Annotated in this window: 13 protein-coding genes and 1 other RNA gene; 6 read left to right on the forward strand and 8 right to left on the reverse strand. The window is 34.7% G+C overall.

The genetic code is table 11. The features are described from left to right. Both GR162_RS10980 and GR162_RS10985 read left to right on the forward strand, forming a co-directional pair. A complete protein-coding gene (locus GR162_RS10980) occupies window positions 1-993 on the forward strand; it encodes a bile acid:sodium symporter family protein (RefSeq protein ID WP_160782186.1) in 993 nt (330 codons plus the stop codon). 138 nt (window positions 994-1,131) lie between these two features. Continuing rightward, window positions 1,132-1,584 (forward strand): Lrp/AsnC family transcriptional regulator, encoded by a 453-nt coding sequence (locus tag GR162_RS10985; protein WP_008468454.1) that lies wholly within the window; start codon window positions 1,132-1,134, stop codon window positions 1,582-1,584. 135 nt (window positions 1,585-1,719) lie between these two features. On the opposite strand, the gene ssrA is transcribed toward GR162_RS10985, so the two are convergent. Together ssrA and GR162_RS10995 are read right to left on the reverse strand one after the other, a co-directional pair. Continuing rightward, window positions 1,720-2,117, reverse strand: a transfer-messenger RNA (tmRNA) gene (ssrA, locus tag GR162_RS10990). A gap of 67 nt (window positions 2,118-2,184) precedes the next feature. Next, window positions 2,185-3,387, reverse strand: a complete 1,203-nt coding sequence (locus tag GR162_RS10995; RefSeq protein ID WP_008468458.1) for a serine hydrolase — start codon at window positions 3,385-3,387, stop codon at window positions 2,185-2,187. A gap of 240 nt (window positions 3,388-3,627) precedes the next feature. On the opposite strand from GR162_RS10995, the gene GR162_RS11000 reads away from it, so the two are divergent. After that, the gene (locus GR162_RS11000; RefSeq protein WP_119792266.1) at window positions 3,628-4,830 is read left to right on the forward strand and encodes an NAD(P)-dependent oxidoreductase; all 1,203 of its coding nucleotides are present in this window, start codon (window positions 3,628-3,630) and stop codon (window positions 4,828-4,830) included. Between the two features lie 108 nt (window positions 4,831-4,938). Here the strand turns inward: GR162_RS11000 and fumC are convergent, their stop codons facing one another. Beyond that, window positions 4,939-6,324 (reverse strand): class II fumarate hydratase, encoded by a 1,386-nt coding sequence (gene fumC / locus GR162_RS11005; RefSeq protein WP_160782187.1) that lies wholly within the window; start codon window positions 6,322-6,324, stop codon window positions 4,939-4,941. 219 nt (window positions 6,325-6,543) lie between these two features. Between fumC and GR162_RS22160 the strand changes: the two genes are divergently transcribed. Then, window positions 6,544-6,717, forward strand: coding sequence for a hypothetical protein (locus GR162_RS22160; RefSeq protein ID WP_008468464.1), 174 nt, complete (start codon window positions 6,544-6,546; stop codon window positions 6,715-6,717). A gap of 233 nt (window positions 6,718-6,950) precedes the next feature. Here the strand turns inward: GR162_RS22160 and GR162_RS11010 are convergent, their stop codons facing one another. Beyond that, window positions 6,951-9,401: an outer membrane beta-barrel family protein gene (locus GR162_RS11010; RefSeq protein WP_160782188.1), complete on the reverse strand. Its 2,451-nt coding sequence runs from the start codon at window positions 9,399-9,401 to the stop codon at window positions 6,951-6,953. Between the two features lie 90 nt (window positions 9,402-9,491). Next, window positions 9,492-9,836: an arsenate reductase family protein gene (locus GR162_RS11015; RefSeq protein ID WP_160782189.1), complete on the reverse strand. Its 345-nt coding sequence runs from the start codon at window positions 9,834-9,836 to the stop codon at window positions 9,492-9,494. Between the two features lie 114 nt (window positions 9,837-9,950). Here GR162_RS11015 and GR162_RS11020 point away from each other — a divergent pair, with 114 nt between their 5' ends. Together GR162_RS11020 and GR162_RS11025 are read left to right on the forward strand one after the other, a co-directional pair. Further along, complete coding sequence (locus tag GR162_RS11020; RefSeq protein ID WP_160782190.1) at window positions 9,951-10,883, forward strand: CPBP family intramembrane glutamic endopeptidase; 933 nt, start codon at window positions 9,951-9,953, stop codon at window positions 10,881-10,883. A gap of 4 nt (window positions 10,884-10,887) precedes the next feature. After that, on the forward strand, window positions 10,888-11,931 hold the full coding sequence (locus tag GR162_RS11025) for an AMP-binding protein (RefSeq protein ID WP_202393928.1): 1,044 nt from the start codon (window positions 10,888-10,890) through the stop codon (window positions 11,929-11,931). A gap of 153 nt (window positions 11,932-12,084) precedes the next feature. Here the strand turns inward: GR162_RS11025 and GR162_RS11030 are convergent, their stop codons facing one another. The 3 genes from GR162_RS11030 to GR162_RS11040 form a co-directional block, all read right to left on the reverse strand. Continuing rightward, window positions 12,085-13,299 carry an RsmB/NOP family class I SAM-dependent RNA methyltransferase gene (locus GR162_RS11030; RefSeq protein ID WP_160782192.1) on the reverse strand — a complete coding sequence of 405 codons (1,215 nt, stop codon included), beginning with the start codon at window positions 13,297-13,299 and terminating at the stop codon, window positions 12,085-12,087. A 136-nt stretch (window positions 13,300-13,435) separates the two neighbouring features. Further along, window positions 13,436-15,409 (reverse strand): KUP/HAK/KT family potassium transporter, encoded by a 1,974-nt coding sequence (locus GR162_RS11035; RefSeq protein ID WP_160782193.1) that lies wholly within the window; start codon window positions 15,407-15,409, stop codon window positions 13,436-13,438. A 133-nt stretch (window positions 15,410-15,542) separates the two neighbouring features. After that, complete coding sequence (locus GR162_RS11040) at window positions 15,543-16,853, reverse strand: DUF3300 domain-containing protein (RefSeq protein ID WP_160782194.1); 1,311 nt, start codon at window positions 16,851-16,853, stop codon at window positions 15,543-15,545. Window positions 16,854-17,009: the final 156 nt, after the last annotated feature.

Below are 17,009 nucleotides of genomic sequence, written 5' to 3' on the forward strand. Positions count from 1 at the left end.
TTGAAAAAATTATTACAAGTATTAAAAAAAACAGGTTTCGATGGTTTCCTGTTAATGATAGCCACCATGATTCTGATGGCTTATTTTTTACCAAAGCCAGGCATGGTTAAAGAACCTGTTTCGCTGGAGGAGATTGCTAATGCTGGGGTTTCCTTGATTTTCTTGTTTTATGGCATGCGACTGAGTGTTGAGAAACTAAAAGCCGGACTTTCCAACTGGAAAATGCACATTGTCGTCCAGTTGACCACCTTTTTATTTTTTCCGCTCATTGTTTTGGCATTTCGCCCGTTGTTTGTCAATAACGGGTTCGAGCTGCTGTGGTTGGGTGTATTTTTTTTGGCGGCTTTACCGTCAACAGTATCCTCTTCAGTGGTTATGGTTTCTATTGCCAAGGGAAACATTCCCGCAGCGATTTTCAATGCAAGCATTTCTAGTTTGATCGGAGTATTGGTTACGCCGCTCTGGGTTGGGCTGTTTATAGCTTCTGCGACAGGCGATTTTGATGTTACTCAAATCGTCATAAAGTTGATTCTTCAAGTCTTGTTACCTGTCATAATTGGAATAAGCCTTAATTCCCGTTTCGGCGCCATTGCTGAAAAATACAAGAAGCAGCTCAAATATTTCGACCAGGCAGTTATTCTAACCATTATTTACACGTCGTTTTGCAAGTCATTCTCCGAACATCTTTTTGAAGGTTTCACCGCTCTGGAACTTGCCGGACTTGCTGTAGGGATGATGGCGTTGTTTTTTGTGGTATTCTTTTGTGTAGGACTACTCAGCCGTCTGCTTGGTTTTTCAGATGAAGATCGTATTACGGTCTTATTCTGCGGGTCAAAAAAGTCATTGGTACATGGCACCGTTATGTCAAAAGTACTTTTTCAGCACAGTACTATCACCGGGATCGTATTGCTGCCGCTCATGCTTTACCATGCATTGCAATTGATTGCCGCCAGTATTATCGCTCAGGGTATGGCTCGGCGAAAAGAAGTGTAATTTTTGTTATATCAAATAAGTGCAGGTTATTATTTTTTTAATTGGTGTAAAATAAGATTTTTGTGTTGTTTCTAGTTGTATTTAAAGAATTTTATTCTAATTTAGAAATAAATTAAACCTAATTTAAAGTAAAATTCTATGGAGCAGATAGATGATATTGATCTTCAGTTATTAAATATACTTCACGATAATTCTAAATATACAGTAAAAGAACTGGCGAAGATGGTAAATCTTTCCCCATCGCCCGTTTTTGAGCGTATTAAAAGATTAGAGAACAATGGTTATATTAAGAAATACATAGCGCTTCTTGATGCAGAAAAATTAAACAGGGGATTCATTGTTTTTTGTAATATCAAACTAAAACAGCACGATCGTAATATTGGGAATCAGTTTGTCAGTGATATTATGAAAATAGAAGAAGTTGTAGAATGTTATAATATCTCAGGCGATTACGATTTTTTAATGAAAGTTTCTGCCAAAGATATGAAGCATTATCAGGATTTTGTGTTTAATAAATTGGGGTCAGTTGAAAGCATAGGAAGTACCCAAAGTACCTTTGTTATGTCGGAGATAAAAAATATGTATGGATAGCTCCGCGATGTTTTAAAATTATTTTGGAATTGCTATCATTTAGCATCAAAAAATTAAGATAAACCAAAGGAGAAAAATATCAACCAGATTGTCAACCAAAAAAAAAGCCTGTAAACAAATTGTTTACAGGCTTTTTTGTGGAGTCGCCGGGAATCGAACCCGGGTCCAAACAAGCAACTAAAGAGCTTTCTACACGCTTATTTCCTGATTGGATTTTCGATGTTGAGCTAGGCCAGAAACAACCACCCAACACTTATCTTCTTAAATTTCGAAATCCACCCGAAGCTCATGGAAATCTAGGTTTATTTTTACGGTTCCCCTGAACGGAACGCCACAAACCAAGGCTTTCCAGGAGAATCCAGCTTCTCTACCTTGTAGAGACGTGGCGCAATCGTACTATGATTCGGATTATGCAGCTAAAGCGTAATTATTTTCGCCGTGTAAAAGTTCGAGATCTTATATTTACGAGCAAGGTCTCAATGCTCGACGTGCTTACTGTTCAATTCGACTTGCTGTCAAAACCAGTCGACCCCAAAAAATAAGTCTGCAAATTTAGACTATTTGAAATTACTTTCTGCTAAAATTTTCAGAAAAATTTTGTTATTCTTCGTCTTTAAAATTAAATGGGTAATCTCCAAAAATCGGAGCTAGTTTGCGAACGGCATAAGTGTTTCTAGTCATCTTATTAGACAGGGCAATAATCGTTACGCCTTCTTTCATCAAAGTAATATAAGATGAGGTGTTTCCATGCCACCATCCATTATGAAAATAAAAGTTCTGTCCCGTTTCCCAATTAATCATTCTAATCCCAAGACCGTAATTCTTAGTTCCTTTACGTTCATTGCTATAGCCAGTGTAAACTTGTTTTAATAATTCAGGTTTTAAGAAATCTGGCGATTGTCTTGCGCGATCAAATTTTAAAAGATCTCGTGCAGTCGAGAAGATATTTTTATCTCCGTAAACATTATCTAAATAATCAAAGCCAATTTCTACACCGTTGCCTTTATAAGAAGGAACAATTTTTTTTCTGTCTTTATCATCATCAAAAACATAAGTATGAGTCATTCCCAAAGGCTTAAAAATCATTTCAGACATGGCTTCTTTATAACTTAAGCCCGTAATTTTTTCTATAATAAGAGCCAGCATGGCATAATTCGTATTGCAATAACTAAAACGTGTTCCAGTTTTAGCTTCCAAACCAATATCTTTTGTAGCCAGAATATCTAAAATGTCTTTATTGGTTAATTGATTATGTCTGTCCCAAATCGATTTGTCGCGGTCTGTGAAATAAGCGTAATTACGCATTCCTGTGCGGTGATCCAATAACATTCTTATGGTACATTCTTCGTATGGGAAAGTTTTTAAAATAGTATTTACTTTTTGGTCCAAATCGATTTTACCTGCGTTAACCAATTTTAAAACCGCTGTGGCAGTTAGCACTTTGCTCACAGAAGCAATTTGTACAGGTGTTTCAGGAGTTATCTCCGTTCCTTCATTTTTATTGGCATAACCATTATATCTTTCAAATAAAATTTGTCCATTTTTGGCCACTAAGAAGCTTCCATTCATGGTATTATTTGGCCAATTTTTGTTGTAAAAGTGATTTATTCTGCCGACAACTGAGTTTTTATAAGCCTGTGAAACTTTCGGTTCAGCTCCTAACGGCTTCATTTTAGGTAAGGTATCTTCGACTGTCTGAGTTGTATCTGTGGCTGCTGTTTTGTTTTGGCCACATGAACTTAAAACCAGTATTGAAAAAAGTATTTGTGGTATCTTTGTTTTTTTAAGGAAAATCATTTGCATCGTTCTTTAAAAACAAATATATCGAATTCAATTTTGTTGTATTCTTGGTTCTTGGGCTCTATTTTGTGTTTTTTAACATTTTTTTAAGAAAACTAAATTTTACTCGGTTGTTTTTCAGCTTTTAACGGTTTTGGAACATTTTAAATAGAATTTTTGAAACAAAATTTTAACTAAATTTGTTATATTTGAAACAAATATGTTTTAAAAAGTTATATTATTAAATACTAAAAAACCAATCTAATGAAATTTGGAATCATAAAAGAGAGAAAAAACCCGCCTGACAGAAGAGTTGTTTTTTCTCCAAATGAATTGACAAGATTAAAGCAACTTTATCATGATGCCTCTGTAAAAGTCGAAAGTTCAGATATCAGAATTTTTTCTGATGATGACTATAAAAATATGGGAATTACCGTTACTGATGATGTTTCTGACTGCGATGTTTTATTTGGTGTGAAAGAAGTTCCTGTAGAAAGCTTGATTCCAAATAAAGCGTATTTCTTTTTTTCTCATACAATTAAAAAACAGCCTCATAATAGAAAATTACTTCAGGCGATTTTAGAAAAAAATATTGATTTATACGATCATGAAACGATTGTAAACGAACACGATCATCGTTTAATTGGTTTTGGAAAATATGCTGGAATGGTTGGGGTTTATAACGGAATCCGTGCATTCGGAATTAAATTCGAATTGTTCAAACTTCCAAAAGCAGAAACTCTTTCAGGAAAAGAAGATTTGATAAAACACTTAAAGCGCATTACAATGCCAGCTCTGAAATTTGTAGTTACTGGAACTGGAAAGGTTGGGAGCGGAGCCAAAGAAATTTTGGATGCTATAAAAGTGAAGGAAATTACAATTGATAATTATTTGACTAAAAAATATGCTCAAGCGGTTTATGTGCAATTGGATGTTTTGGAATACAACAAAAGGAAAGACGGGCAGGTTTTGGATTTTGTAGATTTTGTTAAGCATCCAGAAGAGTATGAATCTGATTTTGAACGATTCACGAAAGTATCTGACATTTATTTTGCTGGACATTTTTATGCCAATAATGCACCGATGATTTTAACCAAAGAAATGCTGAACGCAAGCGACTGCAAATTGAAAGTGGTAGCTGATATTTCTTGTGATGTTAACGGTCCGATTGCTTGTACAATACGTTCGTCAACCATTGAAGATCCCTTATATGGGTATTTTCCGTTAGAAGATCGTGAAGTTGATCTTTTTCATCCAGCTGCAGTTGCAGTAATGGCAGTAGATAATCTGCCGTGTGAAATTCCAAAAGATGCCAGCGAAGGTTTTGGAGAACAATTTATGGAACACGTAATTCCAGCTTTCTTCAACGGTGATAAAGACGGAATCTTAAAACGCGCCAAAATCACTGAAAACGGAAAACTAACAGAAAGATTCAGTTATTTACAGGATTATGTAGACGGTAAATAAGTTATGAATTATGAATTAGAGTTAGCCGATTTTGTCTATAAAAAAGGAGAAACATTTATGTTTCTCCTTTTATTATTTACGTTAGAGTAATAACTCATAATTCATAACTCAAACCATATCTTCAGGTTTTACCCAAGCATCAAAATCTTCTGGAGTTACATAACCAAGTCGGACAGCTTCTTCTTTTAAAGTTGTTCCGTTTTTATGAGCGGTTTGAGCAATTTCTGCCGCTTTATAGTATCCGATTTTGGTGTTTAAAGCAGTTACTAGCATAAGCGAATTATCAACTAATTCTTTGATGCGTTTATGATTTGGTTCGATTCCCTGTGTGCAATGTTCGTCAAAAGAAACACAGGCATCACCTAATAATTGTGCCGATTGTAAAAAATTGGCCGCCATTACAGGTTTGAAAACATTCAGTTCATAGTGCCCTTGCATACCGCCAACAGCAATTGCCATATCATTTCCAATAACTTGAGCGCAAACCATGGTTAAAGCTTCACATTGCGTTGGATTTACTTTTCCAGGCATAATAGAAGAACCTGGTTCATTTTCAGGAATATGAATTTCGCCAATTCCAGAACGAGGACCTGAAGCCAGCATTCTAACATCGTTGGCAATTTTATTTAAAGAGACAGCCAATTGTTTTAAAGCTCCGTGTGTTTCTACAATTGCATCGTGTGCTGCAAGCGCTTCAAACTTATTTTCTGCCGTTACAAAAGGATGGTTGGTAAATTTTGCGATATATTCTGCAACTTTTACATCATATCCTTTTGGAGTGTTTAATCCTGTTCCAACAGCTGTTCCTCCAAGAGCGATTTCAGATAAATGGGATAAAGTATTTTTTAAGGCTTTTAATCCGAAGGCTAGTTGTGCTGCGTAACCTGAAATTTCCTGACCAAGAGTTAATGGTGTCGCATCCATTAAGTGCGTACGGCCGATTTTGACAACATCTTTAAATTCTGCAGCTTTTTTGGCTAAAGTAGCATGAAGTTTTTCGATACCAGGAATCGTAGTTTCTACGACCATTTTGTAAGCGGCAATATGCATTCCAGTTGGGAAAGTATCATTTGACGATTGGGATTTGTTTACATCGTCGTTGGCTTTTATAAATTGTTCGCCTTCGCCAATTTCAAAACCTTTAAGGACTTGAGCGCGGTTGGCAATTACTTCGTTTACGTTCATATTGCTTTGCGTTCCAGAACCCGTCTGCCAGATTACAAGAGGGAATTGGTCATCTAGTTTTCCCTCAAGAATTTCGTCGCAAACTGCTGCGATTGCATCTCTTTTTTCGATTGGCAAAACGCCTAAATCGTAATTGGCATAAGCAGCGGCTTTTTTTAAGTAAGCAAAACCTTCTATGATTTCTTTTGGCATGGATGCCGCCGGCCCAATTTTGAAATTATTTCTAGATCGTTCTGTTTGTGCACCCCAATATTTGTCGGCTGGGACTTGAACTTCGCCCATGGTGTCTTTTTCTATTCTGTATTTCATTATGTTGTATGTAAAAATGTTATTTGTAAAATGTGAAATGTTTTGATGAAATTCCTCTGAACTCTTTTAGAGAAAGGGATTGTATGACCTAAAAAAGCTTATTTAAAATGAGTATAAATATACGGATAAATGTTATTTAACGAAAATTGATTTAGATTTTATTGCTGAGAAAAAATATATACCCTACATTTGTGGTAACATTCAAAAATTCCGGAAAACATGTTTGAATTTTCACAGTACTTAGGTTTTTTACTTTTCTTAACCATACTAACTATAGGGTTTTGGTTAATGTTTTTCTTGGTAGGTTTCTTATCTTATTGGGTAACAGGAGCTAGCTGGGAAATGATTAAAGAAAAAAGAGCCAGAAAAAGACAAGAAGAACAATCTATTTAATTTTAGATTGATGTCATAAAAAAAGAACCCAAAAGGTTCTTTTTTTTTGTGCCAAAAAAAAGGAAATTCCAATCCGGAAGCCTCGGGACAAATTCCAAATTCCAATTTGACAAGCTTATTTAAAGCCGATAGGTTTTTAAAAACTGTCGGGTTCCTTATAAATAGAAAATTCCAAATCCCAATGATAAAATTGGAATTTGGAATTTTTTATCCAGATTGGAATTTAAAAGATTTTATCCAGGAAAATCTCCACCGCCGTCTCCACCGCCATCATTTCTTGGCTGTGCATTTTTATCTCTTTCACCTTTTGGTTTGTTGAAACGGTATGTGAATGATAAATTGAACTGACGTTTACGGAATTGGAATTCGCTATATGAACTTACATCATCTAAATACGTGTACGATCTCATTTTTCTTGAATTGAATACGTCGCTAATGTTGAAAGCAATAGTTCCTTTGTCTTTCATAACATCTTTGCTGAAAGCAGTATTCATTCCGAATTGGCCTAAGTTTTTACCTTGAGCTGTTTTTTGTTCTCCGTTATACATTGCTGTCAACTGCCAGTCAATTTTGTACGGAAGTGTCACTTTAGAGTTTACTCTTGCAAACCAAGAATTAGCCTGATTGTCTAAATCTTGAACAATCTCTTTTCCTTGCGTATCTGTATAACTATGTTCCCCTGTAGTTTTTACATTGAAGAAGTTAAAGTTACTGTTTAATTTCCACCATTTGAATGGAGTGTAATTGAACGTAAATTCGAAACCAAATTTTTGCTCTTTTCCTAAGTTAATAGGTTGGCTTTTGATTACAGGCACTCCATTAACTTCGTCTCCAGTAGGAGATCGTACAAAGCTGAAAACATCTTTTGTGTCTTCAAAATATGCCGATGTATTGAAGGTTACTTTATCCCATTTTTTGATGTAGCCAATATCATATTTGTCTGTCAAAGAAGGGTCTAAGTCTGGATTTCCTTGAAAGATGTTAACGTTACTAGCGTAGTTAACTGCTGGGTTCATGAAACGTCCTCTTGGTCTTGACAAACGTTTGCTATAGCTTGCAGAGAAATTACTTTGATCTGAGATTTCGTAACTAATAAAAGCACTTGGAAATAAGTTGTTGTATTTCTTGGTATTGAAATCGCTATTGTCTAGCAAATTAACATGGATGTCTGTGTCTTCCCATCTTAAACCAAATAAATAAGAGAATTTATTTACTTTGAAACCATACTGTGTGTAAAGCGCATTGATGTTTTCTTTGTATTCTAAAGTATTTGATAAATTAGGATCTTTTGCTCCTCCATTTTCAGTTACATAATATTCGTTGTTTAGATCTCCAAAACTTCCTTTATATCCTGCTTCAAACTGGCTTCCTTTTCCTAGCGGAAGAACATAATCTGCCTGAAATAATACTTGTTTTTGGATCTGATCGTTTAATGTATTATTGAAATTCGGTGAGGCTGTAATAGTACTGTAGCTATCGTCTGTATTTCTTGAAATAGAAAGGTCTGCGGTAAGTTTGTGCCCTTTATCGTTGAAATTCTTAATCAAATTAGAAGTATACTCGAAGTTTTCGCTTCCAGTATCTGCGTTGTTTAAACGATACGTTGTTCCAGTAAAATTTCGATCGGCATCGTAATTGTAATAATTGATCAAATCTCTATCGTCACCAGTATTTTTTTGGTAGTTGATAGCATTTGTCCAAAATGTAGAAGGGGTTATGGTCCATTCAACACCAGCTCTTCCGTTAAAGCCTTTTCTAAGACGTTTTGTGTCACGGTCTTCATCTAAATAGCTTCTTGTTATTTCGTTTTCGTCAAAATATTCGGAATTTGTTTTACCAGCTCCTTCTGTAGTTCTGTAGTTGTAACCGGCAGTTGTAAAATAGTTTAACTTTTCAGTTTTGTAATTTAAGTTAGCACTTAATCCATACGTTTCTGGTAAACCTGTTGAAGCTATAAAAGTTCCGTTGAAACCTTGATTTTTTCCTTTTTTAAGAACAATATTGATAATTCCAGAACCGCCTTCAGCATCATAACGCGCTGATGGGTTTGTAATTACCTCTACTTTGTCAATTGCATCCGCTGGAAGCTGTCTTAAAGCTTCTGCAATATTTATGGCTTGCGAAGGTCTTCCGTCGATTAAAATGCGAATGTTGTCGCTTCCTCTTAAACTAACGTTTCCTTCAGTATCCACAGAAACAGAAGGAACGTTGTCTAAAACATCGCTCACGCTTCCGCCTTTTACAATCATATCCTGTCCAACATTGTAAACTTTTTTGTCTAGTTTGATTTCTACCGTCGATTTTTCTGCACGAACTACAACTTCATTCAATTGTGCAGCATCTTCAGATAAATTTACAACACCTAAATTGGTATCGTCTTGAATGCTTTTTTGTTTGATTTCAGTCGATTTGAATGAAATAAACTCCACTTTTATATCGTAAGTTCCGGGTGCAACCGCAACTTCAAATTCTCCTTTTGGATTTGTGATTCCGCCAGCAACAACTTTTGTATCATTTGGAGCAGTAAGTGAAATTGTAGCATACTCTAGGGGTTGTTTGCTTACTTTCTCGAAAACTTTTCCGGTGACTTTTACTTTGGGTCTGCCTCCGGGACCTTGTTGAGAGTAATTGTAAAAACTTGTAAACAAGAATACAAGTAATACGGCAAATTTGATTTTTTTCATTTCTGGTTTTCTTTTTCTCTTTAGACGCCAAATGTAGTTTTTGGTTTAAAGAGAAAAATCACAAAAAAATGTTAATAGGGTATTTTAGAATCAATCTAAAAAAGAAGCGACAAGTTCTGGATCCCGGCCAATTATAGCTTTTCCGTCTTTTACAACAATCGGACGCTCTATTAAAATTGGGTTTTCTACCATGGCATTTATAATCTCGTCATCGCTCAAGGCTTTTCCTTTAAAATTTTCGATCCAGATTTTTTCTTTCGTTCTAATCAGCTGGATTGGTTCAAGATTTAACTGTCCTGATAAGGTTTTTAATTGGTCAAAAGATGGAGTTTCAGTTAAGTAAGGTATGATTTTAAAATCCTGATTTGATTTTTCAATAAAAGCCAAGCAATTTCTCGATTTTCCGCATCTTGGATTGTGGTAAATTTGTATCATTTTGTTATATTTAAATGTTTAATATTCGTAAAATAAAAAGGAGGTATTTTAGCACTATCAAAAGTATGATTAACTTATCGAATTTGAATTCTCATTTTTTAAAATTTTAAATTTATGTTTTTAGAACAAGGAATTAAACCCGAAAATAAATTTTGGAAATATCTTGTAGGATCAGTTTTTATTATTTCAGCATCTTTTATAGGGCAAATTCCAATTACAGCCGCTGTATTTTATAAAACATTTACAGAACACATTGCTTTTCCAACTACAAATGAGGGAATAATGAAAATGTTTGAATCTAATACAACTCTTTTTCTGATAATGATTTCTTTCATTTTTGCTTTTGCGGGAATTTATTTTGTGGTAAAATATATTCACCGCCAAACTCTATTGTCGGTCACAACTTCAAGACCTGGAGTTGATTGGAAAAGAATCTGGTTTTCTTTCTTTTTATGGTCATTTTTCTCCTTGCTCAGTTTTTTGTTTGTATATTTAAGATCTCCTGAACAATTTGTATTGCAGTTTAAATTAGTTCCTTTTTTGATATTAGCAGTTTTAGGATGCGTTTTAATTCCGATTCAGACTTCTACCGAAGAATATGTTTTTAGAGGATATTTAATGCAAGGATTTGCTAATTTAGCTCAGAACAGATGGTTTCCGCTCTTGATGACTTCTGTAATATTTGGCTCCATGCATTGGACCAATCCTGAAGTTGAAAAAATGGGAAGTGTCATCATGATTTATTATATAGGAACGGGATTGTTTTTGGGTGTGATAACGCTAATGGATGAAGGCATGGAATTGGCACTCGGATTTCATGCTGCAAACAATCTTGTAGGAGCATTATTGGTTACTTCAGATTGGACTGTTTTTCAAACCCATTCTATATTTAAAGATCTTTCAGAGCCTTCAGCAGGAATTGATGTCATTATGCCAGTGGTTATTATTTATCCTATTCTGCTTTTTATTTTCAGTAAAAAATACGGCTGGACAAATTGGAAAGAAAGGCTAACAGGAAATATTAATAATGTCGAATTAAATGCTTAAGAATATGCAAAACTTAACTCAAAATAAGGTTCACAATTATTTCAAATTAAATGGGTACCATCTAAATGCAAAAGATTTGTGCCGCGTCGCTTATAGTTTTATCAAAGAAGGCGATGCTTATGAGCAATCAATTGGAGAGTTTTTCTTGGATTGGTTTGATAAAAAGGATTATATCGAAATGACAACCTCTGGAACAACAGGACTTCCAAAACTTGTCAGATTGAAGAAACAGGCTATGATTCAGTCAGCATTGGCAACAGGTGATTTTTTTGGTTTAGAGCCAGGAAATAAAGCTTTATTATGTCTGCCTACGCAATTTATAGCAGGAAAGATGATGCTGGTGAGAAGTTTAATTTTAGGTTTGGAGTTAGATGTGGTTTCTCCAAGTCTGCATCCGCTGGAACTAAATACAACCACATATGATTTTGTTGCAATGGTGCCGCTTCAAGTTCAAAATTCTATAGAAGGACTTTCAAAAGTTCGTAAATTAATTATTGGAGGAGCAAAATTGGATTCGGCTCTTGAAGAGAAATTGTTGCCGCTTAAAACAGAAATCTACGAGACATACGGAATGACCGAAACGATTACGCATATTGCAGCGAAACGTTTGGGAGATTCTGTTTTTTCAATTCTGCCAAATGTCAAAATCTCTCAGGACGATCGCCAATGCTTGGTGATTAATGTTGCCTCGATTTCTGATGAGCCAATTGTCACAAATGATTTGGTAGAATTGGTAAATGAACAGCAGTTTAAGTTTTTGGGAAGAATTGATAATGTAATCAATAGTGGAGGAGTAAAGCTGATTCCAGAGCAGATTGAAGCTAAACTGATAGGGAAAATTGCTAATAGGTTTTTTGTAACAGGACTTCCAGATACAACTCTTGGAGAAAAATTAGTTTTAGTTATCGAAGGAGAAAAACAAGAATTTGAGCCTGATTTCTTCGATGTTTTAGGGAAATATGAGAAGCCAAAAGAAATCGTCTTCGTCTCAAAATTCAAAGAAAATGAAAATGGAAAGTTGTTGCGAAAACCCACCCTTCAGGAGTAAAATTCCAATATTTAAATTCCAAATTCCAAAGCTTTAATGGAAATTCCAAAATAAAAAATTCCAAATTCCAACTTTTTCAATTGGGATTTGGAATTTTTAGTATTTAGACATTCCAAAACAAATTGGAATTTGAAATTTAAATATTGGAATTTCTTATTTCTTACGTTCCATAAGTGCCATATAGAATCCGTCAAAACCAGATTCTGAAGCTAACATTTTACGATCTTCAATAAAAGTAAATTGTTGTCCAATTTCTGTTTTTAAGAATTTCTCTACCTGTTCTTGGTTTTCTGATGGAAGAACTGAACAAGTTGCATAAACTAATTTTCCGCCTGGTTTTACAATTTTAGAATAGCTTTCTAAAACTTCGCTCTGAACTTTACGAATGTTATCGATAAACTCAGGCTGTAATTTCCATTTAGAATCTGGGTTTCTTTTCAAAACTCCTAATCCGCTACATGGTGCATCAATTAAAACACGATCAGCTTTTTCGTGTAATTTCTTGATCACTTTTGTGCTGTCGATAATGCGATATTCGATATTAAAAGCGCCATTTCTTTTAGCTCTTAATTTCAATTGTTTCAATTTACTTTCGTACAAGTCCATTGCGATCAATTGTCCTTTATTTTGCATTAGAGAAGCCATGTGCAATGTTTTTCCGCCAGCACCAGCGCAAGTATCTACTACGCGCATTCCTGGTTTTACATCTAAAAAGTCTGCAACTAACTGAGAGTTCGCATCTTGAACTTCAAAAAGTCCTTGTTTAAAAGCGTCTGTCAAAAATACGTTTGCTCTTTCTTTTAAAACAAGAGCATCTGGCTGGTCTTTTAAATATTCAGTTTCAATATTTAAATCCATTAAAGTATTTCTAAGACTTTCTTTGGTGCCTTTTAAAGTATTAGTTCTCAAGATAACTTTTGCAGGCTGATTTTGAGCTGCAATTTCTTTTGCCCAAACTTTTTCTCCAAGTTCTTTTACGCCCAATTTATCCATCCAATCTGGAATAGATTCTTTTACCGCTCTTACTTTTGAAAGTTCATCAAAACGTCCCTTAATTTTTCTTTCTGGAGTTCCTTCCAACTGTCTCCAATCTGGAATCGGATAACCGCGTAAAACAGCCCAAACCGCAAACATTCTCCATAGATTGTCTCTGTCATAAGGTTCTTTTACTTCGGCAATTTCAGCGTATAATCGTTTCCAGCGAACAATTTCGTATATCGTTTCAGCAACAAACTTCCTGTCAGAACTTCCCCAACGTTTGTCTTTTTTTAATGCTCTGGCTACCACTTTATCAGCATATTCTCCTTCATTGAAAATAGCATTCAAAGAGTCAATGGTAGTATAAACTAAATTTCTGTGTAATCTCATTTCTATAATTTGAGTTGCAAAGGTACTATTAATTGATTGAAAGTTAAATTTTTAATACTGAATCTTAATCTAACTCGTATTAAAAGAAAAAAACACTCCAAATTAGAGTGTTTTTTTTGAATTATTTAAAAGAGTATTATTTTGTAATACGTGTTAATCCAATATTTTCTGGAGCGTGAAGCACCATCGGGAATTTTTCTATTTTAACAGAACTGCTGTCTAGACCAAAAGCTCTTTCTTCAGACAAACTCAGTTTTTTTATGAAGAAATAAGAGTTCATGATAATGTTTTCATGCCATCTTAAATCGTTGTCGTTTGATAAGAATTTCTCAGACAATACAAATTTAAAGTCTCCAATAATATTGTTTTTGTTTAAAGATTCGTAACGGCTGGTAATATCTACTTCGCCTCGTTTTACCATGTCTTTGATAACTTCTCTAAACATCAAGTTGATTTTAGTTGGTTCTCTAAAACCTAAGTTGAAATCAATTCTATAAATATCGTCTTTGGCAATTTCTGTTACTTTATATTGCGTTTTGTAAGGTTCAGTTAAAATATTAACGTGAACGAACCAATAAATATCAGCTCTTTTTGGGCGTTTTTGAAGGATCGAATAAATTACTTTTTCTTCCAATTCATCAACGCGATTTGCATTGGTCATATAAACCAAATGTGTGGCATATTTCGGAATAGATAAATCTTGGCTTAACTCAACTAAAACACGTTTGTAGTCATCAATTTTAACCACTTTGGTGTAGTTTTTATTGATTTTCTTAGCTAAATACCAGATAGTCATTACAGAAATCAGCAAACTCGCAATGATTAATGTTACGTAACCACCTTCAGCAAATTTGGTAATATTAGCAAAAAGAAAACTGAATTCAATCAATAAGTAAATTGTAATTAACGGTACCATAAAGTACAGTTTTACACGTTTCATGATTAAGTAATAGTTTAATAGAATCGTGGTCATGATCATACATAAAATAATCGCAAGACCATACGCATGCTCCATGTTTCCTGATTCTTCAAAATGTAAAACTATTCCAACACAGCCAAAAAACAATAGCCAGTTGATTGACGGAATGTATAATTGGCCTTTTACTTCTGTTGGATATTTAATTTTTACTTTTGGCCAGAAGTTCAGACGCATCGCCTCGTTAATTAATGTAAACGAACCAGAAATAAGTGCCTGAGAAGCAATTACGGCAGCAAGAGTCGCTACTACAATTCCAAAAGGCAAAAACCAATGTGGCATAATCAAGTAAAACGGATTTCCGTTTTCACCTCCTAATTGCTGTAAAGTGCTTCCTTCGTGGTGAATTAAATAAGCGGCTTGTCCGAAATAGTTTAACACTAAAGTAGTTTTTACAAAAATCCAGCTGATTCTAATATTTTTTCTTCCGCAGTGTCCCATGTCAGAATACAATGCCTCAGCTCCAGTTGTACATAAGAATACGAAACCAAGAACGAAGAAACCATCAGGATGAATCGATAATAAATGATAAGCGTAATAAGGATTGATCGCTTTTATTACTTCAGGATAATTCAATACCTGAATTGCTCCGACGGTACCTAACATAGCGAACCAGATTAACATCATTGGAGCAAAGAATTTTCCAACCAATTTAGTTCCAAACTGCTGAATGGTAAATAAAATAAATAAAATGGTAATTACGATATAGACAATAGTCTGTGTCTTCATCGTTGGATAAAATGCCCTAATTCCTTCTACAGCTGAAGAAATCGAAATAGGCGGGGTTATAATTCCGTCGGCGAGCAAGGCGCTACCACCAATAATGGCTGGCACTATGAGCCATTGGATTTTTGTTTTCTTGACCAATGCATATAAGGCAAAAATTCCTCCTTCGCCGTGGTTGTCTGCACTTAAAGTAATAAGTACATATTTTATTGTAGTTTGTAATGTAAGGGTCCAAAACACACAAGAAATGCCTCCTAAAACAATATCAGCATTTATCGTATGATCGCCCAAAATAGCCTTCATTACGTATAGTGGAGAAGTACCAATATCTCCATAAATAATCCCTAAAGTAATCAATAAACCCCCTATAGACAACTTACTATGTAAGTTTTTATGCGATGCGCTCATGTATAATTTTATAAAAAGACGGTTGCAAATTTACTGTTTTAAAACAAATTAGCAGCAATTAAAATTAAAAAGATAAAAAAAAGCACAATCGTAAAATTGTGCTTTCCTTTTTGAATATTATTTATTTCGAAAATTAACCTCTTCTGCCATTTCCTCTAGAGCCTGACCCGTTATCTCTTTGGCTCTGTCCGCCTCTAGATTCTTGATTTCCTCTAGAAGGTTCTTGGCTCATACGTGGAGATTCTGAACGTTGGCTTTGCTGTGGTCTAGCAGAATAGTCTCTATTTGAATTGCTAGATTGGTTTTCAGAATAACTTCTTGAACTTCTTTCAGCTCTTGGAGCAGACATGTCGCGGTTAGAATATCCTCTTGATGTATTAGAATTATTACTGCTTCCGTAATCTACTCTTGGAGTATTTTGTACACGAGTTGCATTTTCATTTCTTTGAGTATTATTATAACCATTATTTGAATAACCGCCACGATTTGTGCTTCTTTCTGTGCTTACGCTTTCAGTACTTCTGCCTGTAGAGTTATAACCTCTATTGTTTCCGTTTCCATTGCTGCTTCTGTCTACAGATGTTCTGTTTGTAGCATTTCTGTTTTCAGCATAGGTTCTGTTGGAAACACCATTATCAGATGTAGTTCTTCCAGTATAATTTCTGTTGGTGTTATACGTATTTCGGCTAGTCTCTCTGTTTGCTACACGTCTTTGTTCTAATTCATATCTATTAGATGTATTTGCGTGTCTTTCAGCAAAACTGTAGTTAGGACGCATTCTTTCGTAACCGTAAGTACGTCTTGTTTCGTAAATAGCAGGGGCTCTGTAGCTTCTTCTCACATTTACATAGTTGTATGTATTGTGTACGTTGATGCAAACATTGATATTACTTCTATATCTATAAACTGGGTAAGGTCTCCAAGCAGTATAATACGTTGGATAGTAACCCCAGTACCAAGTAGAATAATACGGTCTGTAATTTGTTACCCAAAATGAAGTGTAAATAACAGGCGCAACACTATAAACAGGCTCATAGATGTAATTTGCTCCGTACAAGTAAGCGTTTCCAACAATTTGAACACTCACTTTATTGTAATTGTCTCTTTCTACATCTATTGTAGCAACGTCTTGGTAAACATCACGATCCAAAACCGCTTGGATAATTACAACGTGAGTTCTGTTTTCAACACTTTCGATTACACGAAGATAATCCACTTCGTCATCTCCGTTAAGGTCAAGATTTGATATTTGGTATTTCGGATCATTTAAACGTCTTTCAAAATCTTGAAGATTAGCTGATTCTCCAAACATCGAAGCAACAGCTCTTAAATCTAAGTTATCGCTTATATCTGAGTTTTTTGCATAAACAGTAGTTTGACTTTGCGCAGCGCAAGAACCAAAAACTAAGGCTGATATTGCTATTAAAAGTAAATTCGCTTTCATGGCTAATTTGTATTAAATTATTTTGTGTTATGAGATATCCAATTACTGTGCCACAAAATTTATTTGTTCTGATTGAATTTGTATAATATTGATTTTTAGTGTTTTAAATATTTAAAAGAAAGGGTTTTTAAATTTTTTAGATAAAGTTCTGTAAAT

The sequence above is a fragment of the Flavobacterium sp. HBTb2-11-1 genome, from assembly GCF_009826975.1.
In the GTDB taxonomy this organism is placed as follows: Bacteria; Bacteroidota; Bacteroidia; order Flavobacteriales; family Flavobacteriaceae; genus Flavobacterium.